Source organism: Polaromonas sp. (assembly GCF_012927415.1).
GTDB lineage: Bacteria > Pseudomonadota > Gammaproteobacteria > Burkholderiales > Burkholderiaceae_C > Polaromonas.
The window spans coordinates 1-21768 of record NZ_JABBPF010000217.1 but is presented as its reverse complement, the minus strand read 5'-3'; the positions used below and the strand labels follow the sequence as shown (position 1 = coordinate 21768).

Sequence of the window (21768 nt, the reverse complement as noted above, 5' to 3'; positions counted from 1 at the left end):
CGATTCCCCCATCGACGCGGATTCGGGTGAGCATCTCGCGCACCAGGGTGCTGTCCCAAGGGCGCAGCATCAGCTCGGCTTTCGCTACTGGCGGTGTCGGCGCATTGCGAATGATGGCAATGAACTCGTCGATATTCGCTAAGGCGACGGCCAGACCCTCCAGTACATGGCCGCGCTCTCTGGCCTTGCGCAGGGTAAACACGGTGCGGCGCGTCACCACTTCGCGGCGGTGCGCGAGAAAGACCTGGATCAGGTCTTTCAAATTGCAGAGTTTGGGCTGGCCATTTATTAACGCCACCATATTGATGCCGAAGGTGTCTTGCAGCTGGGTCTGCTTGTACAAATTATTCAGCACCACTTCAGGCACTTCACCGCGCTTGAGGTCGATGACCAGACGCATCCCCGACTTGTCACTTTCATCCTGGATGTGGCTGATCCCGTCGATTTTGTTCTCGTGTACCAACTCGGCCATACGTTCCTGAAGCGTTTTTTTGTTCACCTGATAGGGCAGTTCATCGACGATGATGGATTGGCGCTGGCCTTTGTCAATGTCCTCAAAATGGCACTTGGCCCGCATCACCACCTTGCCGCGTCCCGTTCGATAGCCATCCTTCACACCGTTAATGCCGTAAATAATGCCGCCGGTGGGAAAGTCCGGTGCAGGAATAATTTCCATCAGCTCGTCGATGGAGGCATCCGGGGTTTTCAGCATGTGGAGACATGCATCAACCACTTCGTTTAGGTTGTGTGGTGGGATGTTCGTAGCCATGCCCACCGCAATGCCACTGGAGCCGTTTACCAGAAGGTTGGGCAAGCGGGTCGGCATGACCAGCGGTTCTTGTTCGCTGCCATCGTAGTTGGGTCCGAAATCAACGGTTTCCTTGTCCAGATCGGCCAATAGTTCGTGGGCAATTTTGGAAAGACGAATTTCCGTATACCTCATCGCGGCCGCGTTATCGCCGTCCACCGAGCCGAAATTGCCTTGCCCATCGACAAGCATATGGCGCAGAGAGAAATCCTGGGCCATGCGCACAATGGTGTCGTAAACCGCGCTGTCGCCGTGAGGATGGTACTTGCCGATCACGTCACCGACGATACGGGCGGATTTTTTGTACGGCTTGTTCCAGTCATTGCTCAACTCGTGCATTGCAAACAGCACGCGTCTGTGGACCGGCTTAAGGCCGTCACGAGCATCGGGTAGTGCGCGTCCCACGATGACGCTCATCGCATAGTCGAGGTAGCTTCGCCGCATTTCCTCTTCAAGACTAATGGGCAGAGTTTCTTTAGCGAACTGGGTCATGAAAGGCCTGGTGGGGGATTGTCAAGATTCTAGGAGGGTGTGTGATTTTAAGGCTGGAGTTTAGAGTAGCCGTTTGTGGCTGCCCCGCAACAAATAACAAAGATTCTCGCCTCTGTGTCGGTCGAAGCTAGTAGCTTGCTTGAAGGCTAGGGTGCGTGTGGCACAATGAATGTAACGCTTTGAGTGATGGTCACTTACGGCGTGTAAATCAATAATCGCAGCGAGTCTGCGGCTTTTCTCTAGAGGAGAATCATGAAGAAACTCAACAAAGTGGCAATGTTGTTTGCTTCCGCAGCGCTTGTTACCGCCGCTGGTGCGCAAACTATCGACAACTGGAAAAACGGCAACGGCGAGTTGGTCTGGAAAAACGGCACCAATGAACTTTGCTGGCGCGATGCCAACTGGACGCCTGCGACCGCAGCACCTGGTTGCGACGGTGCAATAGTCGCCCAAGCGCCTGAACCTGTGGTTGCCCCACCTGCGGTTGTCCCAGCTCCTGTGGTTCCTCCTGCTCCTCCTGCCGCCACCAAAGTAACCTACGCTGCCGATGCGTTCTTTGACTTTGATAAATCCGTCATCAAGCCAGAAGGCAAAGCAAAACTGGATGATCTGATTGGCAAGATCAAGGACATCAATCTGGAAGTCATCATTGCCGTGGGTCACACCGACTCTGTTGGTAGCGATTCGTACAACCAGAAGTTGTCAGTGCGCCGTTCTGAAGCTGTGAAGGCTTACTTGGTATCCAAGGGCATCGAGAAAAACCGTGTTTACACCGAAGGTAAAGGCGAGAAACAGCCAGTTGCTGACAACAAAACCGCTGAAGGCCGTGCGAAGAATCGTCGCGTGGAAATCGAAGTGGTCGGTACCCGCGCCACCAAGTAATTCCTTGCGATTCGTTTAGAAAACCGCGCCTTGGCGCGGTTTTTTTATGCCTCAACGATAATCCACCCATGTTTACCACTGATAACTTTGATCCCGCCGAATTGGCAAAATTTTCTGACCTGGCCCATCGTTGGTGGGACAAGGAAAGTGAGTTTCGTCCCCTGCACGAAATCAATCCACTTCGGCTCGACTGGATAGATGGTTTGGCTCCACTGAAAGGGCGGCGCGTTCTGGATGTTGGTTGCGGTGGCGGAATCTTGGCCGACTCCATGGCTCGCAAGGGTGCGACAGTATTGGGAATTGATCTGGCCTCGAAAGCCCTTAAAGTGGCTCAACTCCACGCTCTGGAGGCCCAGACCGAGAGTGTGCAATATCGTGAAATCAGTGCCGAGGAACTGGCTGCCGAGCAACCGGCTAGTTTTGACTCTGTCACCTGCATGGAGATGCTGGAGCACGTGCCTGATCCGTCTTCGGTGGTCAAAGCTTGCGCTGCGTTGGTAAAACCTGGTGGCTATGTATTTTTTTCGACTATCAACCGCAATGCGAAAGCCTTTTTGTTCGCCATAGTGGGGGCGGAATACGTGCTCAACATGTTGCCTCGTGGCACCCATGAATACGCAAAGTTCATCAAGCCAAATGAACTGGCTGCATACTGCCGCGCGGCTGAGTTAAATTTGGATCAAGCCAAAGGTATGGAGTACAACCCGCTGACCCGACACTACTGGCTCGGCGCTGACACCAGCGTGAACTATTTGTTGGCAACCCGAAAAATCGTATTGTGATGTTTTTTTTCACCTTATCCTGATATGTTCGACAACATCCACGCCGTACTGTTCGATCTTGACGGCACCCTGATTGATAGTGCTCCCGACTTGGGTGCGGCTGCTGACCAAATGCGAACCGACCGGGGGCTTCCATCGCTGCCTTTGTCGTTATACCGTCCGATGGCCGGCGCTGGTGCGCGCGGCATGATCGCCGTTGCTTTTGGTCTGACACCTGATCATTCACAATTTTGTGCCTTGAAAGAAGAGTTTTTTTTGAATTACGAACGGCGGCTGACCCGGCACACAAGTGTCTTCGACGGCGTGACCGAATTGATTTCACGCATCGGACAGGGAGGGCTCAAATGGGGTGTGGTGACCAATAAAGCGGCCCGTTTCACAGTGCCGTTAACCCGTGCCATGCCGTTGTTCAGCACGGCCCGAACAATCGTTAGTGGTGATACAACGCCCCATGCCAAACCGCATCCGGCACCCCTGCTCGAGGCAGCCCGGCAGCTTGCTTTGACACCTGAGCGTTGCGTGTATGTGGGCGATGACGAGCGCGACATCATTGCCGGTCGCGCTGCCGGTATGCCCACCGTGGCGGCAGCTTATGGCTACCTCGGGAGCGACAAGGACCCCAAAAGCTGGAACGCCGACTTTACGATTTCCGCGCCTTTTGCCCTGTTGAATTTATTGAAAATGGCTTAAACTACCTGACTGGGGCTGCATTGGTTTCGACGTGGGTTCGGACGCGGTGTGGTGCATGTCGAGCTTAGTGTGCTCGTAAAACAGACTAAAACACACTAACTGCAAACGACGAACGGTTCGCTCTCGCTGCTTAATTGCCAGTGAGCTTTACAACAGCAGGCCGATGGGCTGGGCAAGGGGCCTTTAACGCAAGTTAGATGCTCCCGGCTGTAAAGATAATTTTATTGGCTGGCTCTGGGCTGGGTACCTTAATCCAGAGCGAGAAAATAGGGTGCTGGCGTCCTGTGTAGCGTGCGACTGCGCGACACAGGTGGCGAGACCAAAATCAGACCGCTAAACATGTAGATCTGCCCGAAAAAGGCTTGCGGACGGGGGTTCAAATCCCCCCAGCTCCACCATACCGCAAAAGCCCAACTCTTACCAGTTGGGCTTTTTTTTGCCTAAAAACTTAATGGTGACGCGCACTTACGGCGTTTGCCTTGTAACTTTTCTACCTTTAAAACCACGCATTTTTTGCCGTTTTGGCCGTGAAGTACCCCGTTTTCTCTCTCTGTTCTCAGTGACCCTCGTGACTTTTCACAAGGCCACCTTCAATAAAATCAATGACTTACGCGGGGGCGGTTTGCGAGTTGAAATTGGTGGGCGGTAGCGACTGAGAATAGAGAATGCGTGAAATCCGCGCGGTTTCGCCACTGTGGCGACACGTTTTGGATGCGCCTTGCGACGGCAACTGCCCAAGAACGCCGGTGGTTCAACCGACATTGGTGACAGCCACAAAAGGATTTCGCCATGGATATTCCCCCCCACTCGTCAACGCTTCGACGCAAATGCAGCAGCACCAAGTGGCCCAAATGGCCCAGGTTTTGGTTTTAAAAAAAGCCATGGGCATCCACCAGGCCACCGGCGCAATGGCGTTGTCACAGGTCCAGCCGTTGGCCACGAGTGTCAACCTGGGCACTCAGGTCAACGCGATGGCGTAGGCCGTTGACCGGTTGGCAGCGTAAGCCGACGGCCGCCACTACCCACTTTCTAGATGCTCAGCAAACAAGCGTCTTTTTTTGCGGGACATCTACTACTGATCAAATTTATGTTTGCTCGGCCATCTCCAAAGCATCATCCACCTCAATGCCAAGGTAACGCGCGGTGCTCTCCAGCTTGGTGTGGCCAAGAAGCAATTGCACCGCCCGCAGATTTTTCGTCGGTCGATAGATCAAGGATGCCTTGGTTCGCCGCATCGAATGTGTTTCGTATTCGGACGGATTTAGCCCGATCTCTGTGACCCAAGAATCCACAATTCGTGCGTATTGGCGGGTTCCGATGTGAGGTGACTCATGAATACGGCTGGGGAACAAATAATCGTCCTGCCCGAGTTTGGCCTCTTTAATCCAATCATTGACCGCGTCACGGGTCGGTTGGGTAATTTCGAACTGAACGGGTCGCGAGGTCTTTTACTGCATCACGGTTGCTCGGGGCGATACGTGTTCGCCATGGCAAATGTCACACACCCGCATCTTTACCAGGTCACAGGCCCGCAGTTTGCTGTCCAATCCCAAGGCGAATATGACGAGTTCACGCACTCGGCGTTGAAGTTGAAGGCGAACCCGAATGGCCCAAATGTCCTTTAATTTGAACGGAGATTTTTGCCCGACGATCACGCCCTTGTTCCAGGGGGTCTGTTGTTCGTGGTCTGTGGTGTTTTCCATGATGGACTCCTTGTTGATAGAAGGAGCCCAACTTTAGGCTGATTGCATGGTGGCCCAAGCGCAGTTTTTGCGGCAGTAATGCGGACCTTGGTCACCTCCGGCAACGTGCCAAAAGCAGCCACTGCTACATTCCCAGAGCTGGGCTGGGCGCCCCGAAGTGCCGCCCTTTCTAGGCGAGCCTAATGCGATCACCGCTCTGGAAACTCGGCTCCGCAACCGTCAATAACGGAGAACAGGGGACCTGCAAATGCCGTGCGCAGGTCGTCTTTCAACCACAGGTGCCGCGCATACGGGCTTTGCTGGGCTTGGGCTTGGCTCAATAGTTTGTGGTGGTCTAATTTAAAAAGACACAAGGATAGGTTTTTTGAATTAGACCACCACAGACCTTGCAAGCGGAACCAAGTAAAGAGCCAAAAAATGCTTAATGCGTTCGTCGCAGCGATGCGCTTCCAAGCTACTGCTTTACCTGAGCTATCGAGGGTTCGGCTCATGCCGTGTCTGGAACTACCGGGAAATTTTCCTTGTCACTCCTTGGCTGGCGCTCAAGAATAGAGTAAGGTTTCGTGTCGAAGCACATGCTTCGAGGGAGTAACCACCGATCTGTGTGAAGCCAAATTTGCCAATCCAAGGGCACCAAGACAATGTCCATGAGAAGTATTCGTTGCCAACGCGCGGTTGCGCGACCGATTCGAATGCGACCGAAATGGGCCAGTCGCTCGACGCAGCGGACGCATGCTTCAGAACCCGCCGCCTGCTGGAGGCTTTGAGTGAACATCTGGATCAGGATCGCGACAAGCGCAGACCTACCTGAGCTGCTCGCGCTCGTCCGCGACGTCCTCACAACGTCGCTAGACGCGAGCGCTGCCTCGATCCGGTCCTTAAAGGATAACGCGGTAAAAAACGAGATCTGGGCGGACGCGCATCCGGACAAGTGCGTCCATCTCGTCGCGGCAGTGGAGGGGGCTGTGGTAGGGGTCGTGATGATCAAAGAGCACTGGAATCTGTGCAACCTCTTCGTGCATCCATCGATGCACCGACAAGGTGTGGGGAATGTGCTTCTGAGACGTGCCGTCGAGGCGGCGCGGGGTGTGAACTCTAGCCGGCCTATCGAGCTCTATGCCGTCCCGGCCGCGACAGGCTTCTACCGCAGAATCGGGTTCACACCAACGGGACGATCGCGTGAGGGAGCTGAGCACATGATCCTTGAGCCACGCATTAGAAATAGCTCCTCGCCCCATTGTGCGGCATGATGTCCAGGGGTTCGATACGCAGCCATGTCCTGCTGTTTTGGGACGGGTTGCGCTTTCCAGGATCAGTGTCCGCAAGATGAACAAGCGACAGACGGCATGTGCGCACCATGTTCCAGATCCTCCTCTGCTCCGCTTGCGGTAAGCCGGAAATAAAGTGAGCCGGCACGCGCCCCGCCCGCATCTCGTTCACGAGAAACTCTAGCAACAGGAACGAGTGATTTACGGTCGAGGCTTTGTCGATGAATATCGACGAGAAGGCGCTCATGCGGGGCAGGTAGTACCGCAGCAGGTCAATGCATCCCTCCGCGTCGGAGGATGTCGCGTCCGAGAACAGCAGGTCTACGTCTCCATCGGGGTAGAAGTAATCGCCCGGTGCCAAGGTCTTGGCCACGAACTCCGCCTCTCCCGCGAGGTCAGGCAAGAAGTTCTGGGCCCTGGCCCGCACCGGCAAGGAAACGGCGCTCAAGGGCAACGACGTGGTCAAGGGCTGCATCCTGCTGGCCACCTCCTGCGACGGAACGCTGGCCACGACGGCAACGCCGACGACCGTCCGCGTCGTCTGCAACAACACCCTGGCCATCGCCCTGAACGGCGCCAGTAGCGCCATCAAGGTGCCGCACAGCACCAGCTTCGATGCGCAAGCCGTCAAAAAGCAGCTGGGCATTGCAGTGTCGCAATGGGACAGCTTCATGTACCGCATGAAAACCTTATCCGAGCGCAAGGTGAAAAGCCACGAGTCCATGAACTACTTCCTCAAGGTCCTGTGCCAGACCGACAGCCATGTCGACCCAAGTCTGGGCCTGACCAATGAGCGCGCCCTGAAAAAGGTCCAGGCGCTTTACGACGGCCACGGCAGGGGTGCCGAATTGCAGGCTGCCAGCGGTACGGCCTGGGGCCTCTTAAGCGCGGTCACCGAGTTCGTCGACCATGAGAAACGCGCCAGAAGCCAGGAATACAGGCTGGACAGTGCTTGGTTCGGTCAGGGTGCCAGTCTCAAGCAAAGGGCGCTGGACTACGCGCTGCAAATGGCTGCTTGAGCCACTTGGTCACCACTGGCAACCCCTCTGGGGGAAACCGCTAGCCTAGGCAACCGCCCGGCATAGACCCCGTCCAACTTCGGTTGAACGGGGTCTATTTATTTATCCATCGCAAACACAAAGGAATCACTATGGCCAATATCGCAAAGGCTGAAAAGCCAAGCCGGTGTCAACCCGCCTTGAAACTGGTCAAGACCAATCATCTCAACCGCGAGCAGTGGCTGAAGGTGCGCAAGGGCGGCATAGGCAGCTCCGATGCCGCAGCAGCGGTCGGACTCAATCCCTACAAGTCCCAGCTTGAACTCTGGATGGAGAAGACCGGCCGGGATGGCGGCTTGCCCAAGACCGACCCGAATGACGAGACCAGCCCGATGTACTGGGGCAGCTTGCTGGAGTCGATCGTGGCGGCCCATTACACCAAACGAACCGGTCACAAGGTCAGGCGCATCAATGCCGTGCTGCAGCATCCGAATGAAGCCTGGATGCTGGCCAACCTTGACCGGGAGGTGATTGGTGCTGCCGACGTGCAGATCCTGGAATGCAAAACCGCAGGCATGAATGGCGCCAGGCTCTGGAAGGAGGGCGTTCCGGAATACATCCAGCTCCAGGTCATGCACCAACTGGCGGTCACCGGCAAACAGGCCGCCGATGTGGCGGTGCTGATCTGTGGCCAGGAGCTGCAGATCCACCGCATTGAGCGGGACGACGCCATGATAGCCCGACTGGTTCAGCTGGAACGGCAATTCTGGCGCTACGTCGAACTTGACCAGGAGCCACCAGCCGATGGTTCGGATTCCGCAGATGTGGCCCTGCGCTGCCGGTACCCGCAGGACAGCGGCCAGACGCTGGATCTTTCCCATGAATCGGAAATGTCAGCGGCGTTCTCTGACCTGCTGGCCATCCGGCAGGTGCTGGCCACTAACGTCCTGTTGGAGGCCCAGCTCAAGCACCGCATCCAGCAGCGCATCGGTGACGCCACCAAGGCGGTATTCGACACGGGCGACGTGACCTGGAAGCGCAGCAAGGACGGATCAGGGCTGGACACGGCGAGTCTCCTGAAAGACCAGCCGGACCTGTTGCAGCGCTACACCCTGGTCAAGCCAGGTTCACGGCGCTTTCTGGTCAATGCCTGAATCAAGGTCACCGCGCCCTTCACCTGGCGTATCTCGTATGTGTATCTCTCAAAGCGTAGCCATTGGCCTGCCCCAGGCGGATTAGGGGGGGCGGGCCTGTTCAACAGCAATTCAACCATTTAAAGGAAAAGGAAACATCATGCTTAAAGGATTGGCTTTGACACCACCGGTCATTGGCCGGATTGCCATTGGAAAAGTCGTGGAGAAAAGCGGCAAACTTCTTCCAGAAAAAGATGACGAGTTCACTGTCACCAGCCAGGTGCAGAACAAGGACGGCTGGGTGAATCATCCAGTGGACGAAAGCCTGCGGAAGACGCCGGGCAGCAAGCTGCGCAACATTCCTGTTCGGCTGCTGTTTGACGACCCGGACCTCAACCTTCGCGCCAACTACAGCATGTTTGACCGGAGAACCGGCAGGCCGCTGTGTGTCGGCAATGGGGAGACGTGCCGGCGCTGCACGGCAGCGGGCATCCAGACCTTGCCTTGCCCCGCGCCTGAGGCCTGTGATCTGGCTGGGGCTGGCTATTGCAAGCCCTACGGCCGCCTGAACGTGCGGATTGGAGATGACGATGAACTGGGCAGCTTTGTGTTCCGCACCACCGGATTCAACAGCATTCGGACCTTGTCAACCCGGCTGAGGTACTTTCATGCGGTGTCAGGCGGTCTGCTGTCCACGCTACCGCTGGAGCTGCGCCTGCGGGGGAAATCGACCACGCAATCGCATCGGGCAGCGATCTACTACGTGGACCTGACCGTGAGGACCGGCATGACGATGACCGAGGCCCTGGCTAGCGCCATGTGGGACAGCGAGGCACGCAAGACCTCAGGCTTTGATCAGGCGGCACTGGATGGGGCTGCTCGGCAGGGCTTTGCTGATGGGGCGTTTGAAGAGTCGGAGGAGGAGGGCGCTGCCGTGGTCGAGGAGTTTTACCCGGATGAATTTGACAACGGATCACCGGGCAAAACAGCAAGCACGGGGACCAAGCCGGGATTGGCCGACAAGCTGAACCAGAAGGCGGCGCAATTCAATGGGAGCGCAGCATCAGTGCCGGTCACCCTGGCCGCACGCTCAGAGGACCGGGATTGACTGCCGTGGGTTCCAGGGACGTCATTCTCTTTCAGCGCATCAGCGGCGGCCGGATCTACGAATACACCCGCGATGGTGAAACCTACCGTGGGTTTGACTGCGACCCAGCGCAGGCCAGAGCCCGGTTATTGCGCAAGCTAGGCTGGGACAGGAGGCGGTTTGTCCGCGCTGACTTCCGGCGGTTTTAGCACCCTGTGGATGCCCCGCGTGTCGGGGTGTTCTCTTTCTTTTTTTTGTTTCTATCGAGTCATCGATGGGAAAAATTTATCAGGAAAAAGCCTGAAATCTTCAATTCCAAAGGGGGCAGGTCGTCTTACACCTTCGAAAATATAAAAGCCTACTTTTTTTGGGCCTAAATTTAGTCATTTTTTTTGATGCCATTTGGCAATCAAGAACTGTTCCTTGTTTTTCCCTTGAAGCCACTTCGGAGGAAGGCCGCGTCCGCTCCATTCCTTGCCAGTTATTGGGTCACGGTACTTGGCTGCAACCTTGCTGACCGCTTTCACTTTCTGCGCACCACGCGCACCACCAAACAGTCAGATGCTGTCAGTCAGCATTTGCTACACCAGGCACATCGCTGAAGCGACCACTGTGGGCAACGTAGCGTCAAGCAGCAACCCAAAGGCGCGTTGCCGCTCAGCATTTTCAAGCAGTGTGTAAAACATCAAAAGACGCCTGTCTTTCAGCTGGTCCTTGAAGCGTACTCCGGGATCAAAAAACGCGCGTTCTTGCCCCTGATTTACGACGAGTCTAGGTAGAAACACTTGTTGCTATCAAATTTTTGGGATGCAGAATACATTTGATAAACCATTTTATGGAACTTGGTTCCATTTATTGAGACTTTAACATGGCATCACTTGAAAGCGCCGGAGTCATCCTCCGATTGATCAACTCCCTGCAACGCCAAGTCACTGTGACCGACCTTGTCGAGCACCTGGCCATGCCCAAAAGCTCTGCGTCCCGTCTGCTCAAGCAGATGGCGGAGGAAGGCTTCCTGGAGCGCGATGCGATCTCGCGCGCCTACGGTCCCGCGCTGATGGTACTGGAGCTATCCCGACTGGTGCGTTCCACCACCCAGCTGTTTCCGCTGCTGCAGCAGGCGCTACAGGGGCTGTGCAGCAAAAGTGGCTACACCGGTTACATCTCGGTGCTGGATGGATTGGACGTGCTGGTGCTGTTTGTGCAGTCGGGCAGCCACCCCTTGCGCCTGATGACCTACCCGGGCCACCGCTCACCCGCTTGGGCCACCTCGACCGGGCGGGCGCTGTTGGCGCTGGACAGCGACGACGCCGTGCGCCAGCGCTTTGCGGCCGAGCTGCCGCGAATCTTCGCCAACGCCCCGGCCAATGTGCCTGAACTGATCGCCCGCTTGGACCAGGTGCGCAGACAGCGCTATGCGAGCGCGCTGAACGAAGCGCTTCCCGGTGTCGGCTCCGTCAGCTGCACCGTCACCGATCCCGCCACGCGCGAACGGCTGGCGTTCTGCCTTTCTTTTCCCAGTGCGGATGCCGATGCCAGCAGCACCCAGGCGCTCGCACAGGATCTCACGACTGAAGCTTCCAGCATCGGTCTACTCGTTGGCGACCCCTTATGGGCTCGCTAGCGTATTTGCCCCGCATTTTTCCTTTTCACAACTGGTAATAAGGTAACCCCATGTCCTTGTCGACCCATCCAAGTGCATCCGCAGGCGGCGCCAGCCCGGCGATGCCGCAGTTCCATCCGCATACCCTGTCTGGTGGCAACCTGGTGCTGCTGGCGCTGCTCAGCGTCTTTGGCGCCGTCATCGGCATCCAGTTACTGGTCACGCTGGGCGTGACGCCCAATACCTCGATCATCGGGGCGCTGGTGGCCATGATTCTGGCGCGGGTTCCCCTGCAGATGATGAGTGGTTACCGCTCGATTCACTTCCAGAATCTGGCGCAAAGCGCCATCTCGGCGGCGACCTTTGGCGCGGCCAACAGCCTCCTGTTGCCGATTGCTATTCCTTTCCTGATGGGCCGGCCTGATCTGGTGATGCCGATGTTCATCGGCGTCTCGCTGGCGATGCTGCTGGACGGTTATCTGTTGTACCGAATGTTCAACACCAAGATATTTCCCGCATCTGGTGCCTGGCCTCCCGGCGTGGCAGCGGCTGAAGCCATCAAGGCGGGCGACAAGGGCGGCAAGCAGGCGGCGCTGCTGGGTGCCGGCATGCTGGTCGGCGCGGTGGGATCCTGGTTCAAGATCCCCATGTCGGCATTCGGTATCGCTTTTATTGGCAACATCTGGGCACTGAGCATGTTCGGGGTCGGCCTGTTGCTGCGCGGTTATGCGCAGCCGATATTCGGCTTCGACATAAACAAAGCTTACATTCCACACGGCATGATGATTGGCGCAGGCTTGGTCGCACTGGTTCAGGTAGGCCTGGTCCTACTCAAGAAATCGACCAACGACGAAATAGAAGACCAGGCACTCAGCAGCCGCAGCGTCGGCAAGACTCTGCGTCTTGGCGGGGCTGGATTCATCCTGCTTGCGGCCGGCGTGTCATTGCTCGGCGGGTTGTATGCCGAGATGTCGCCAGTCATGCTGATCGCCTTCATCTTCTACGCGGCTTTCGCGGCATTCGTGCATGAAATGATCGTCGGTATTGCCGCCATGCATTCCGGCTGGTTCCCAGCCTTCGCGGTGGCGCTGATCACCCTGCTGCTGGGCTTGCTACTGGGTTTTCCTCCAACAGCCCTAGCGGTTCTTTGTGGTTTTTCGGTGGCCACCGGTCCAGCCTTTGCTGACATGGGCTACGACCTGAAAGCCGGCTACATCCTACGCGGCCAGGGCATGGACCCGGCCTTTGAACTCGAAGGCCGCAAGCAGCAACTAATTGCCGCCATGCTTGCCTTCGTCATCGCCATTCCGGTGGTCTACATCGCGCACAACATCTACTTCTCCCAGGGCATGGTGCCGCCCGTGGCCAAGGTCTATGTAGCCACCATCAATGCAGGTGCTGTATCCGGCATTGGGCAATCGCTGTTGCTGTGGGCCATTCCTGGCGCGCTGATCCAGTTGATAGGCGGGCCCAAGCGCCAGCTCGGTGTGTTGCTGGCCACGGGTTTGCTAATTGCCAGCCCGATGGCCGGCTGGGCGGTTGCCATCGGCATTGCGCTGCGCCTCGTCATTGAAAAAGTGGGCGGCGAAAAAGCCCGTGGCTACATGGAAGTGTTTGCGGGCGGCGTGATTGCAGGCGACGCACTGTTCAGCTTCTTCAGCGCCACGATCGCCGCCACGTTCGGCAAGAAATAAATTCTCTTCAAGCGACTCAAGCGACGGTACGCCCTGCCATGCAGTCGCTTCTTCCATCCCAATTACCAAATCAAAGGAAAAAACCAATGAGCCTCACTCAGACTTTGCAGGTATTCGAATTGCTTGACAGCGCCCACGCCAATGGCCAAACAGTTGTTGAATTGCTGGCATCGTATTCAAAAATTCAGGTCACCGTGACCAAGATCAGCGGCGCCAAGGGCTCTACGGACTTTGTGCGTATCGTGATCCCTGGTAGCGCAGGCAAGTTGGCTGGCGGCAGCGCACCCACGCTGGGCATCATCGGGCGCCTAGGCGGCATAGGCGCGCGCCCTACGTGCATCGGTCTGGTCTCGGATGCCGATGGCGCAGTGGCCGCCGTGGCCGCCGCTCTCAAGCTGGCGCACATGCAAACGCAGGGCGATGGCTTACCCGGTGATGTGATTGTTGCCACCCATATTTGTCCGGACGCACCCACTCGTCCGCACGAACCTGTCGACTTCATGGACTCCCCGGTCGATACCGAAGACATGAATGAGCAGGAAGTCAGTGCCGAGATGGATGCCGTACTGTCGATAGACACCACCAAGGGCAACCGCATCATCAACCACAAGGGTTTTGCGATCTCGCCAACCGTCAAGGAGGGTTACATCCTGCGCGTGTCAGACGATTTGCTGCGAATCATGGAGATGACCTCCGGCCGCCCGGCGGTCACCTTCCCGATCACGACCCAGGACATCACGCCTTACGGCAATGGTGTCTACCACCTCAACAGCATCCTGCAGCCATCGATAGCCACATCGGCACCCGTGGTCGGTGTGGCGATTACGGCTGAGAGCGTCGTGCCCGGTTGTGGCACCGGTGCCAGCCACGAAATCGACATTGCCGCTGCCGCGAAATTTGCCGTTGAAGTTGCCAAGGAATTCTCGCGCGGAACCTGCAAGTTTTTTGACGCTGCCGAGTACCAGCTGCTGCTGAAGCTGTATGGTTCGCTGGCGCACATCCAGCGCCGCCAGGCCTCATAAGCAAGGCAGGCCACACCATGTCAAAAAACCTGTTGGGCACAGTCACCATCGGGCAGGCTCCGCGGCCCGACATCACGCCCATCCTGGAACAGCATTTGTCAGCCCAGACGGCGTGCATTCACACCGGTTTGCTGGATGGGCTGACTCGCGCCGACATTGAACACATGTACGCGCCGGAGCCCGGCGAAGCCACTCTCATTACGCGTCTGCTCGATGGCTCGTCGGTGATCGTCAGCAAGCCGAAGGTGCTGGAGCTGATGAACCTGAAGATCGCGCTACTGCAGGCCCAAGGCTGCAAATTCATCCTGCTGCTGTGCACCGGCGCCTTTGAAGGTCTGCAGTGCGACAACGCCTGGATGATCGAGCCCGACTTGATTGTTCCTCCTACCGTCGCCGCCATGGCCGGCCAGCGGCAGGTCGGTATTGTGGTGCCCCTGCAATCGCAGGTGGCATCGGAAGGCCACAAGTGGCGTGATCTGGCCTATGCCCCGATCTGTGCCGTGGCTTCGCCTTATGCAGCGGACACCGAAGCGCTCGCTGAGGCCGCCTGCGATTTGCGTGACCAAGGCGCGCAACTGCTGGTGATGGACTGCATGGGTTTTGTCGAAGCACATCGTGACATTGCAGCACGCGCGTCGGGCTTGCCGGTTATTTTGTCGAATGCCTTGATCGGACGCCTGACTGCTGAATTCCTTTAAGGAAACCCATGAACCTCTTACTGTTGAGTAATTCCCGTAGCACGGATGGCGGCTACCTGTCGCACGCAGGCGAGGCCATCACCGAAGTCGCTGGTGGTCGAAAGCAGGCGGTCTTCATTCCCTATGCCGGCGTAACCATCAGCTGGGACGATTACACCCGAAAGGTGCAATCTGTGTTCTCGCAGCTGGGCATCGATGTCGAATCTTCACACCATGCGGCCGATCCGGCGGCTCTGATAGCGCAGGCCGAGATCATCGTGGTCGGCGGCGGCAATACCTTCAACCTGTTGAAATGCTGTCGTGAAGCGGGCCTGTTGCCGCTGATCGCCAACCGGGTCAAGTCAGGCGCGCCTTATATCGGCTGGAGTGCGGGTGCCAACCTGGCGAGCCCGACGATCTGCACCACCAACGACATGCCCATCGTCGACCCCGGTGGTTTTGACGCGCTGGGCCTGGTCTCCTTCCAGCTCAATCCGCATTACACCAATGCCTTGCCCGAAGGCCATCAGGGCGAAGCCCGTGACCAGCGCATTGCCGAATACCTGGTCGCCAATCCGGTGCAGCGTGTGCTCGGCCTGCCCGAAGGCGACTGGCTCCGCGCGGCCGATTCGCAGATCAAGCTGTATGGCCCCCTGCCTGCCCAATTATTCAGGGCTGGCCAAGAGCCGCAATCCATTGACTCTCCCTCCAAACTTTCACTTGGATGACATCACTATGTCCCTAGGCATCATTCGCGTATTGACCACTTCTGACGACCGCGTGCTGCAGGAACACGCACGTATCCTGCAAGCCCGCTACGGCTTGCAGTCGCGGACACGCTGCATCCCAGACCAGCCCAATGGCATTTTTGATGCTGTCAGCGAAGCGATGGCGATCCCCAAGATCGTGTAGCTGGGCCGCGAACTGGTGGATGCAGGATGCGGCGCGCTGTTTCTCAGCTGTGCTGCCGATCCTGGCTTGGCGAAGTTGCGCGCTGCCGTGCCCGTACCTGTCATCAGCGCCGGCAGCGCGGCAGCTCGCGTTGCACAGCACCTTGCTTTGCCTGTGGCAGTGCTCGGCATCGGCGCGGAGGCGCCTGCGCCATTTCGCACGTTGTTGGGCGACGACGTTCCTTACGCTCGCCCCGAGGGCGTCACGCAAACCACCGATCTGCTGGAACCTGAAGGCGGCGCCCGGGCTCTGGCCTGTGTGAAACGCCTGCTTGCGAACGGTGCGCGTGTGATTGCGTTTTCCTGTACGGGGTTTTCGACAATAGGCCTGGCGCCTTATTTGCGGGAGCGCTTGGGGTGCGTGGTGGTTGACGCGGTGGATGCCTCAGGGATGTTTGCGGTGGAAATGCTTGGCGGCAGAGCATTCGCCACCGCAGATCCCACCTTAGCTTGCCGTGACTTCCAGACTTGATAAGGGCTAACCATAGCGCTATCAAACCTCGCTTCATTGACGTTTTCCCCGCAAGCGGAAATAACAAACCCACTGAGGAATCCCAAGACCTTTCATCACTGCTGGCCGCGCAACAAACACCGCCAACTTTGCCAGAAGGCAGTCGCTGACCATTATTTGAAAGCGCTGCAGAACGGAAGTCCGTTTCAGACTGAAAGCGGTAGTAGCTATGTGTGAATTGCCACCTCAAAGGCGGTTATTGACCTTGACATCTCCCCAGCACGTGGGGCCACCGCTTTGGGATAACTCGCAGATGGGTGATGGGGCGAAAATCGAGCCCGGACTGGGTAACCGACTGGGATGAGGCAGCGTAACCGCCACCAGCCTTTGAACTCGATCAGCGCATTAATCGGTAACTGAGCAAAGCGGCGATGCAGACTCAAAGTGGGGTAGGCATGCGTGCGCTGCCAACAAATATCTCACTTCTCACCAGCATCCCAGCCAATCCAGACATTTTGTGGCTTCAACGCAGGGTCTGATAGATTATTTGGTGTGCTTTGGTGTGCTTTGGTGTACCGAAGCCATGCCATTCTGGAGGAGCATTTGATTTCACGCAAAATTTTGGTTGCGTTTTTTGTTAATTGGGCGGGGGTTTGCATTTATGCAAGTGCTCAGTTGGCAGGATACTCAAGCTACGCCACTAGCCCCGCTGGCACCGATGTCGCCTGCGGCGGTGAATACAGTAGCTACGCAACAAGTCTTGATGGGAAAAAGGTTTGTGCAGGCGGTTGGAAAAGTGGCCATTGACAGACTCAAATTATTCGAAGGCTAAAAACATAAACCGAATGACCGCTCTCGCTGCATTGTCGAAGTATCTCCCGCTCCGTTACAGACCGTCAATCTGAACAACTGCTTTGGAGAAAATTGACCGTCGGCTCCAGACTGATTGCGGTCCTTCATGCGTCGTTGGGTACCGGCTGGTTTCGACGAAAAGCGGAATTTCAGACGTGTAAATTCAACGGTTTAAAGCGGACATTGGACACGCCAGTGTTCAACTTGGTATAGGCGGAGGATATGGGAACGCAGTTCAGAGGTTATGGCCATGGCTAAATTTGCTCAAGTGACGAAGAAATCCCAAACGCACATGCGCCAAACACTTGCTGCCACACCAGTGGCAACTCCAGACTCCACGTGCACAAGGCAGCGCGGTCGAAATCGTTGGTGTTGATGCAATACATGGCTCAGTGCTTGATTGCAATACGGTTGAAATGGAGACGTCCAGTACAGCATTGAGCCCATATTCCTGGGAACCCTGATGCGTCACTATTTCATTTTTGGCAGCTTGGCGCGCACGCCAGAGCTTGTTGCGTGCGGCCTGTTTAAGGCGCCCGGTAAAACCACATTGGTAGCGCTTACTTGCCTGCATTTGCAACTCCCGCTGGCGCTGCAGGGCCCACCCATCTGCACAATAAATCTGGCCATGGTCGCAATAGCTACAGACAAGAACCTGCACGCGGCAGCAGGCACGAACAAAGAGGCGGGCAGGGATTTCAAGCACGAACACCTTTGGCAAACCAAAGGTGTGCTGGACGGGAGTCGTCCAAGAATGGAACAATAAAGACGCACTCGTTATCAACACGGTGAAGGAAACAGCGGCCGGATCGAACTGCCACGTAAGGGCCGCCGCTGTTCCCGCCTACTTCGGTACTGGTTTATTACAACGTAGCCGCCCCGCCAGTGCAATTCGGCACTCACAGTCAATGCAACCGCGCTGTGAACTCTCCTCAGTTCCCAAAATCCATTAAGCAATCATCGAATCAATATGGTAAGCAATCCCTGGCCGCCCTCGGGCGGCCAGGGATTGCCCTTTGATCCTGAGATTCAAAGATTAAACCTGTGCGCTCAAGCCCGGCTCTGCGCACTTCCCAACATCCGTTATCAATCCTTGATACGGTGAATGGGCACGCTGGTTAAAAATAAGTTTATTCAGCGCGTTGATGTCGCGGTAGCCGACGTTAAAACCGCTTAGGGGCATTTTTGAGACGGTGTTGGCGGCGGTGTCGCCCTCGGTAAATTTGATCCGCGGTCCTTCGTCGGCCAAGTACCTGTGCTCCGGCGGCGGCAATAACCAGGCCTGCCGGCCGGAGTAAAAGATATTGAGCTGCATGCGCAGCAGTTGGGGCGTGCGGTGGTCCTTGGTGCCATCTTTCAATTGTGAAGTGACCGCCCATGCGCGCCAACAGCACGGCAATTATGTTGCATATTCGGGTTTGATAGAAATTAGCAAATGACACTCAAGAATGCGCGTGCACACACCGCCATCAGCCGGATTGGCATAACGGACCTGATCCGCGAACCACTAACCCGGACCTATGCATGAAACCAGTCGTTTGGCTGTTTCTGCTTACCCAGCTAAAACCCTAGCAAAGCCCAAACCCGATGCCTGGAAGACCTCGTCTTTGGTAAGCTGACCAGAATCGCCTGACCAAGCCGCTGCGCCGTTGATCTCAATTTCTAGCGGGATATCGCTGTCGATTAAAAACTGGGACATGCCGTCGCCATTAGTTTTTCATGCGGGGGCGCCACTGACCTTTACGGCATGACCTACCAGCGCAGCACCTCCTGCGTCGATCAACTTGATTTTGAGTATCGCCATGGCTTTACCTTTTATGTAGGTTTAAACGGTCAGGTCTTTTTCGACTTCCTGGACCTTGCGGCGAGCCAGAGCCAGATTGGACTTGGCTTTGTCCAGCACGATGTACAAAAACAGACCTTCTCTGCGCGCCATCGGGCGAATAATGTGGTACTGCTTGCCCAGTGTGATCAAAATGTCTTCAATCACATCGTTCAAGCCCAGCGCACGCATTGTTTTCATCTTGGCTCGAACCACTTCGGTGTTGCCTGCAGCGGCCACTTCCATGTCAACGCCCGAGCCGATTTGGCCCAGAATCATGCCGCTGGACGAATCCACCAACATCGCGCATAAGGCGCCGTCGCAGGTTAAAAGTTCTTGCATTCCTTGATTGATCGTAGCCATTTAATAGTTTCCTAAAAGTTAATAATCCACGCCTAAAACAGTTTGCAACCGCCACGGCGTTGTGACAGCGGTTGCGTGAGAAACGCTTTAATGAGGCGGTGCCGCCAGCGACTGCGCCACCACGCGGCGCAAAGCCTCGACCTTCAAACCCCAAGCAGGCCAGGCCACATCACGCTTGGCTGCCACGCAAACCAGCACCAGGCCGGGATCGTCGCAGCACGGGAACAAGGCCACCACCCGGTTAGAAAACGAATACACCGCCGATTTCAGCGCGCCCAACGTCGCCAAGTGCGCGGACAAGCGGCCTTGAATGCGCCAAAACTCAATGGCGGCCTCGCCAATCCGCTCCAGCTCGTGGTAGCTGCCCGCCACGTGCCAGGACATGCCGGTGGAGGTTTCCACCAGCGCGCAGCCGTCAATGCCAGGGAAGTCGGCCAGCGCCTGCAAATGGGCGATGACTGAGTTGTTGTTGGGCATGAAGGGGGACTTGAATTAAGCGTCTTGAAGAACGCGCGCTGCTTTTTTAGAAAAGTACACCACTTGGCCCGTCACGGCGTCACGGCCGGTCACGACACTGACAATCAACGACACATCTGCGCGGCGCACCTGGATGATGGCAATAAAGCCATCGGCGGCTTCCATGATCAGGCTTTCGCAAACGCCCAAGCGACTTTCTTCACCCGCCATGGCGCCCAGGGCGGCCAAGGAGCTGGCCATGGCCGACAGCCTTGCGATTTGCGCGGTGTTTTCAACCCGTGCGGCGACTTCAAAGCCATCTTCGGTAGACACAACCACGGCCTTGATGCCTTTGACTTCTTGCATCAGCTCGTCGAGCGCACGGTCACAAGCAATTTTTAGATGGGGTGCAATGGCCATGTCTTTAGGTCTCTTGGGCTTCTGGGTATTCAGTTTTCATTTCAAGTTGCAGCAACAGCAATTCAAGCATTTGCACCACTTGCGGTGCGTCGCGCACGTCAACAGCCAGCACCGGGCACAGCACACCGCGCGATGCCAAGTGGCTAGAGAACTGCTCCAGGTCGGGCGTGGGGTGTGTCTCGGTGCGGCCAACAGCCACAACGCAGGCGGTGTCTTCAATCAATTGCTTGAAGCCTTGCAAATACAAATCCAAATCAGCCAGTGGGTCACTTTGGCGGTTGTCAATCAAGATAATCAAACCCAGCGCACCCTTTGACAAAATCTTCCACATGAAGTCAAAGCGCTTTTGGCCGGGCGTGCCGTACAGGCGCAGTTTTTCGCTGTTGTCTAGCGTCAATTCGCCATAGTCCATGCCCACGGTGGTCATTTGTTTGGCCAGAGCCGCGTCGGTGTTGCGCACATCGGTCGACAGCGGAGGGATTTCACTAACGGCACCAATGGCGGTTGTCTTGCCTGCGCCAGTTGTACCGCTGAACAAAATTTTGTATTCAATCATGTCTGCTCTGTGGTCTTCAAGCTGCTGCCCTGGCTAGCTACTTGCAAGCCAAGTTTTATCCGGATTCGATCCAAAAGCCCCAGAGGCACAAAGGGTCTCTCAGCTTGCGGCTTGGCACTGCGGGCTACCGCAGATGGCTCGGTTGTCTTTGGGCCGACGGGCAGTTGAACCACGCAACTGCTTGCGGACGAAATCAGGCGCGCACGTTGCATGTCAGCAACAAAGTCTTCGCAAACTGCTGCAGGCAGCCTGGACCGGCGCTGCAGTTCACATACATCCATGGCGCGCGCGCTAAGCAGCGTCGCCAGACGCAAGCGGCCCGGCACTGTCAACAGGGTAGACGGTGGCCACTGGTGCAAGCGGATCTTTGGTCCGCTTGTCGTGATGGCATCCACCAGTGCATCAGCAGCTTCTGATGCCGCCGCCGCCAGCCTGACGCGTCGGGTTGCGACCAGGTCACCCAGACGGTTCAACTCATTTTCAAGCTCAAAAGCCCGTACTGGCCACTGCAGAAAAAAAGCTTCGGTGGACACATGAGTCCCGACGGTCAGCACGATCTGCTGCCTCTCGCTGGCTAGGCGTGGCACGGGCGTATGCCCATGCTGAATAACCACAATATCCGTTCGTTGCGCGTCATTTTCGGGGTAATAAAGCCATTGATGGTTGACGCAATGATCGAGCAGTCGAACAAAAGACTTGAACACCATCTGCTCCCGCGATGGCATGCCCTGAATACAAAAACTGACTGTTGCACGTGTAAGCTCTGTGGGCACAAAAGTATTCATCGTGGCAAGCCTGATTGCAGCCCGTCCGATACCAAATGCTGTATGCCGACAAAATGCGTCACTGTGCCCGTTTCATCGCGTACCGGCGATATAAACAGTTCATTGACAAAATCTGATCCATCTTTACGGCGATTGTGCAGGCGCGCATAGCCGTTGGTCTGGGTAAGAATTGCTGTGCGAATTGCCGTCAGTCCGGGCTGGTCGTTGTCGGTTCCTTGCAGAAAGCGGCAGTTGTGGCCCATCACTTCGGCAGCAGAGTACCCGCACATTTGTT

General features: G+C 56.5%; 27 protein-coding genes, 1 other RNA gene and 2 pseudogenes. 16 read left to right on the top strand and 14 right to left on the bottom strand.

Features of this window, described 5'->3' with window-relative positions; translation table 11 throughout:
- On the bottom strand, positions 1–1300 hold a 1300-nt coding region (locus tag HHJ19_RS17875; protein WP_296909222.1), incomplete at its 3' end, for a DNA gyrase subunit A.
- Between the two features lie 252 nt (positions 1301–1552).
- On the opposite strand from HHJ19_RS17875, the gene ompA reads away from it, so the two are divergent.
- The 5 genes from ompA to HHJ19_RS17850 all read left to right on the top strand — a co-directional run bounded on the left by ompA (position 1553) and on the right by HHJ19_RS17850 (position 4634).
- On the top strand, positions 1553–2182 hold the full coding sequence (ompA, locus tag HHJ19_RS17870; protein WP_296909220.1) for an outer membrane protein OmpA: 630 nt from the start codon (positions 1553–1555) through the stop codon (positions 2180–2182).
- 68 nt (positions 2183–2250) lie between these two features.
- On the top strand, positions 2251–2964 hold the full coding sequence (ubiG, locus tag HHJ19_RS17865; RefSeq protein WP_296909218.1) for a bifunctional 2-polyprenyl-6-hydroxyphenol methylase/3-demethylubiquinol 3-O-methyltransferase UbiG: 714 nt from the start codon (positions 2251–2253) through the stop codon (positions 2962–2964).
- Between the two features lie 24 nt (positions 2965–2988).
- Positions 2989–3654 (top strand): HAD-IA family hydrolase, encoded by a 666-nt coding sequence (locus HHJ19_RS17860; protein ID WP_296909216.1) that lies wholly within the window; start codon positions 2989–2991, stop codon positions 3652–3654.
- Positions 3655–3665: 11 nt separating this feature from the next.
- Positions 3666–4052: a transfer-messenger RNA gene (ssrA, locus tag HHJ19_RS17855) on the top strand.
- Positions 4053–4319: 267 nt separating this feature from the next.
- Positions 4320–4634, top strand: a complete 315-nt coding sequence (locus HHJ19_RS17850; protein WP_296909214.1) for a YjfB family protein — start codon at positions 4320–4322, stop codon at positions 4632–4634.
- 105 nt (positions 4635–4739) lie between these two features.
- On the opposite strand, the pseudogene HHJ19_RS17845 reads toward HHJ19_RS17850, so the two are convergent.
- A pseudogene (locus tag HHJ19_RS17845) lies at positions 4740–5357 on the bottom strand (tyrosine-type recombinase/integrase).
- A 188-nt stretch (positions 5358–5545) separates the two neighbouring features.
- Positions 5546–5848 carry a hypothetical protein gene (locus HHJ19_RS17840; protein WP_296909212.1) on the bottom strand — a complete coding sequence of 101 codons (303 nt, stop codon included), beginning with the start codon at positions 5846–5848 and terminating at the stop codon, positions 5546–5548.
- A 276-nt stretch (positions 5849–6124) separates the two neighbouring features.
- Here HHJ19_RS17840 and HHJ19_RS18105 point away from each other — a divergent pair, with 276 nt between their 5' ends.
- Entirely contained in the window at positions 6125–6607 is a 483-nt protein-coding gene (locus HHJ19_RS18105) for a GNAT family N-acetyltransferase (RefSeq protein ID WP_366929426.1), read from the top strand.
- Here HHJ19_RS18105 and HHJ19_RS17835 read toward each other — a convergent pair.
- Positions 6573–6998: a hypothetical protein gene (locus tag HHJ19_RS17835; protein WP_296909211.1), complete on the bottom strand. Its 426-nt coding sequence runs from the start codon at positions 6996–6998 to the stop codon at positions 6573–6575. The genes HHJ19_RS18105 and HHJ19_RS17835 overlap by 35 nt on opposite strands.
- A 19-nt stretch (positions 6999–7017) precedes the next feature.
- Here HHJ19_RS17835 and HHJ19_RS17830 point away from each other — a divergent pair.
- The 3 genes and pseudogenes from HHJ19_RS17830 to HHJ19_RS17820 form a co-directional block, all read left to right on the top strand.
- Positions 7018–7644: pseudogene (locus tag HHJ19_RS17830) on the top strand (DUF932 domain-containing protein); the annotation flags it as partial.
- A 131-nt stretch (positions 7645–7775) separates the two neighbouring features.
- Entirely contained in the window at positions 7776–8777 is a 1002-nt protein-coding gene (locus HHJ19_RS17825; RefSeq protein ID WP_296909208.1) for a lambda-exonuclease family protein, read from the top strand.
- A 139-nt stretch (positions 8778–8916) separates the two neighbouring features.
- Positions 8917–9864, top strand: a complete 948-nt coding sequence (locus HHJ19_RS17820; protein WP_296909206.1) for a hydrolase or metal-binding protein — start codon at positions 8917–8919, stop codon at positions 9862–9864.
- A gap of 362 nt (positions 9865–10226) precedes the next feature.
- On the opposite strand, the gene HHJ19_RS17815 is transcribed toward HHJ19_RS17820, so the two are convergent.
- Positions 10227–10400, bottom strand: a complete 174-nt coding sequence (locus tag HHJ19_RS17815) for an H-NS family nucleoid-associated regulatory protein (protein WP_366929427.1) — start codon at positions 10398–10400, stop codon at positions 10227–10229.
- 311 nt (positions 10401–10711) lie between these two features.
- On the opposite strand from HHJ19_RS17815, the gene HHJ19_RS17810 reads away from it, so the two are divergent.
- The 7 genes from HHJ19_RS17810 (at position 10712) to HHJ19_RS17780 (ending at position 16261) form a co-directional block, all read left to right on the top strand.
- Positions 10712–11467 carry an IclR family transcriptional regulator gene (locus tag HHJ19_RS17810; protein ID WP_296909204.1) on the top strand — a complete coding sequence of 252 codons (756 nt, stop codon included), beginning with the start codon at positions 10712–10714 and terminating at the stop codon, positions 11465–11467.
- 50 nt (positions 11468–11517) lie between these two features.
- Entirely contained in the window at positions 11518–13140 is a 1623-nt protein-coding gene (locus HHJ19_RS17805) for an OPT/YSL family transporter (RefSeq protein ID WP_296909202.1), read from the top strand.
- Between the two features lie 86 nt (positions 13141–13226).
- Positions 13227–14162 (top strand): DUF1177 domain-containing protein, encoded by a 936-nt coding sequence (locus HHJ19_RS17800; RefSeq protein WP_296909200.1) that lies wholly within the window; start codon positions 13227–13229, stop codon positions 14160–14162.
- A 17-nt stretch (positions 14163–14179) separates the two neighbouring features.
- Complete coding sequence (locus HHJ19_RS17795) at positions 14180–14860, top strand: AroM family protein (RefSeq protein ID WP_296909198.1); 681 nt, start codon at positions 14180–14182, stop codon at positions 14858–14860.
- Between the two features lie 8 nt (positions 14861–14868).
- The gene (gene pepE / locus HHJ19_RS17790; RefSeq protein ID WP_296909196.1) at positions 14869–15567 is read left to right on the top strand and encodes a dipeptidase PepE; all 699 of its coding nucleotides are present in this window, start codon (positions 14869–14871) and stop codon (positions 15565–15567) included.
- A gap of 7 nt (positions 15568–15574) precedes the next feature.
- Positions 15575–15751: a hypothetical protein gene (locus HHJ19_RS17785; protein WP_296909194.1), complete on the top strand. Its 177-nt coding sequence runs from the start codon at positions 15575–15577 to the stop codon at positions 15749–15751.
- 15 nt (positions 15752–15766) lie between these two features.
- Positions 15767–16261, top strand: a complete 495-nt coding sequence (locus tag HHJ19_RS17780; protein ID WP_296909192.1) for an aspartate/glutamate racemase family protein — start codon at positions 15767–15769, stop codon at positions 16259–16261.
- Between the two features lie 1066 nt (positions 16262–17327).
- Here the strand turns inward: HHJ19_RS17780 and HHJ19_RS17775 are convergent.
- The 9 genes from HHJ19_RS17775 to HHJ19_RS17735 all read right to left on the bottom strand — a co-directional run.
- Entirely contained in the window at positions 17328–17798 is a 471-nt protein-coding gene (locus HHJ19_RS17775) for a hypothetical protein (protein ID WP_296909190.1), read from the bottom strand.
- A 330-nt stretch (positions 17799–18128) separates the two neighbouring features.
- Entirely contained in the window at positions 18129–18452 is a 324-nt protein-coding gene (locus HHJ19_RS17770; RefSeq protein WP_296909188.1) for a hypothetical protein, read from the bottom strand.
- 192 nt (positions 18453–18644) lie between these two features.
- Positions 18645–18791, bottom strand: coding sequence for a hypothetical protein (locus tag HHJ19_RS17765; RefSeq protein ID WP_296909186.1), 147 nt, complete (start codon positions 18789–18791; stop codon positions 18645–18647).
- Positions 18792–18917: 126 nt separating this feature from the next.
- The gene (locus HHJ19_RS17760) at positions 18918–19277 is read right to left on the bottom strand and encodes a hypothetical protein (protein ID WP_296909184.1); all 360 of its coding nucleotides are present in this window, start codon (positions 19275–19277) and stop codon (positions 18918–18920) included.
- Positions 19278–19364: 87 nt separating this feature from the next.
- On the bottom strand, positions 19365–19754 hold the full coding sequence (locus HHJ19_RS17755) for a hypothetical protein (RefSeq protein WP_296909183.1): 390 nt from the start codon (positions 19752–19754) through the stop codon (positions 19365–19367).
- 15 nt (positions 19755–19769) lie between these two features.
- Entirely contained in the window at positions 19770–20153 is a 384-nt protein-coding gene (locus tag HHJ19_RS17750) for a roadblock/LC7 domain-containing protein (RefSeq protein WP_296909182.1), read from the bottom strand.
- A gap of 4 nt (positions 20154–20157) precedes the next feature.
- Positions 20158–20709 (bottom strand): ATP/GTP-binding protein, encoded by a 552-nt coding sequence (locus tag HHJ19_RS17745; RefSeq protein WP_296909181.1) that lies wholly within the window; start codon positions 20707–20709, stop codon positions 20158–20160.
- Positions 20706–21494 carry a hypothetical protein gene (locus HHJ19_RS17740; RefSeq protein WP_296909180.1) on the bottom strand — a complete coding sequence of 263 codons (789 nt, stop codon included), beginning with the start codon at positions 21492–21494 and terminating at the stop codon, positions 20706–20708. Before HHJ19_RS17740 ends, HHJ19_RS17745 begins: the two co-directional genes overlap by 4 nt.
- The coding region (locus HHJ19_RS17735) for a PAS domain-containing protein (protein WP_296909179.1) at positions 21491–21768 on the bottom strand (278 nt) is incomplete at its 5' end. The genes HHJ19_RS17740 and HHJ19_RS17735, both read right to left, overlap by 4 nt.

Excerpts from the sequence above, each read along its gene's own strand:
- ompA (WP_296909220.1), top strand. The coding sequence starts at position 1,553 with ATGAAGAAACTCAACAAAGTGGCAATGTTGTTTGCTTCCGCAGCGCTT.
- ubiG (WP_296909218.1), top strand. The coding sequence starts at position 2,251 with ATGTTTACCACTGATAACTTTGATCCCGCCGAATTGGCAAAATTTTCT.
- HHJ19_RS17860 (WP_296909216.1), top strand. The coding sequence starts at position 2,989 with ATGTTCGACAACATCCACGCCGTACTGTTCGATCTTGACGGCACCCTG.
- HHJ19_RS17850 (WP_296909214.1), top strand. The coding sequence starts at position 4,320 with ATGCGTGAAATCCGCGCGGTTTCGCCACTGTGGCGACACGTTTTGGAT.
- HHJ19_RS17840 (WP_296909212.1), bottom strand. The coding sequence starts at position 5,848 with ATGAGCCGAACCCTCGATAGCTCAGGTAAAGCAGTAGCTTGGAAGCGC.
- HHJ19_RS17825 (WP_296909208.1), top strand. The coding sequence starts at position 7,776 with ATGGCCAATATCGCAAAGGCTGAAAAGCCAAGCCGGTGTCAACCCGCC.
- HHJ19_RS17820 (WP_296909206.1), top strand. The coding sequence starts at position 8,917 with ATGCTTAAAGGATTGGCTTTGACACCACCGGTCATTGGCCGGATTGCC.
- HHJ19_RS17810 (WP_296909204.1), top strand. The coding sequence starts at position 10,712 with ATGGCATCACTTGAAAGCGCCGGAGTCATCCTCCGATTGATCAACTCC.
- HHJ19_RS17805 (WP_296909202.1), top strand. The coding sequence starts at position 11,518 with ATGTCCTTGTCGACCCATCCAAGTGCATCCGCAGGCGGCGCCAGCCCG.
- HHJ19_RS17800 (WP_296909200.1), top strand. The coding sequence starts at position 13,227 with ATGAGCCTCACTCAGACTTTGCAGGTATTCGAATTGCTTGACAGCGCC.
- HHJ19_RS17795 (WP_296909198.1), top strand. The coding sequence starts at position 14,180 with ATGTCAAAAAACCTGTTGGGCACAGTCACCATCGGGCAGGCTCCGCGG.
- pepE (WP_296909196.1), top strand. The coding sequence starts at position 14,869 with ATGAACCTCTTACTGTTGAGTAATTCCCGTAGCACGGATGGCGGCTAC.
- HHJ19_RS17785 (WP_296909194.1), top strand. The coding sequence starts at position 15,575 with ATGTCCCTAGGCATCATTCGCGTATTGACCACTTCTGACGACCGCGTG.
- HHJ19_RS17765 (WP_296909186.1), bottom strand. The coding sequence starts at position 18,791 with ATGTCCCAGTTTTTAATCGACAGCGATATCCCGCTAGAAATTGAGATC.
- HHJ19_RS17760 (WP_296909184.1), bottom strand. The coding sequence starts at position 19,277 with ATGGCTACGATCAATCAAGGAATGCAAGAACTTTTAACCTGCGACGGC.
- HHJ19_RS17755 (WP_296909183.1), bottom strand. The coding sequence starts at position 19,754 with ATGCCCAACAACAACTCAGTCATCGCCCATTTGCAGGCGCTGGCCGAC.
- HHJ19_RS17750 (WP_296909182.1), bottom strand. The coding sequence starts at position 20,153 with ATGGCCATTGCACCCCATCTAAAAATTGCTTGTGACCGTGCGCTCGAC.
- HHJ19_RS17745 (WP_296909181.1), bottom strand. The coding sequence starts at position 20,709 with ATGATTGAATACAAAATTTTGTTCAGCGGTACAACTGGCGCAGGCAAG.
- HHJ19_RS17740 (WP_296909180.1), bottom strand. The coding sequence starts at position 21,494 with ATGAATACTTTTGTGCCCACAGAGCTTACACGTGCAACAGTCAGTTTT.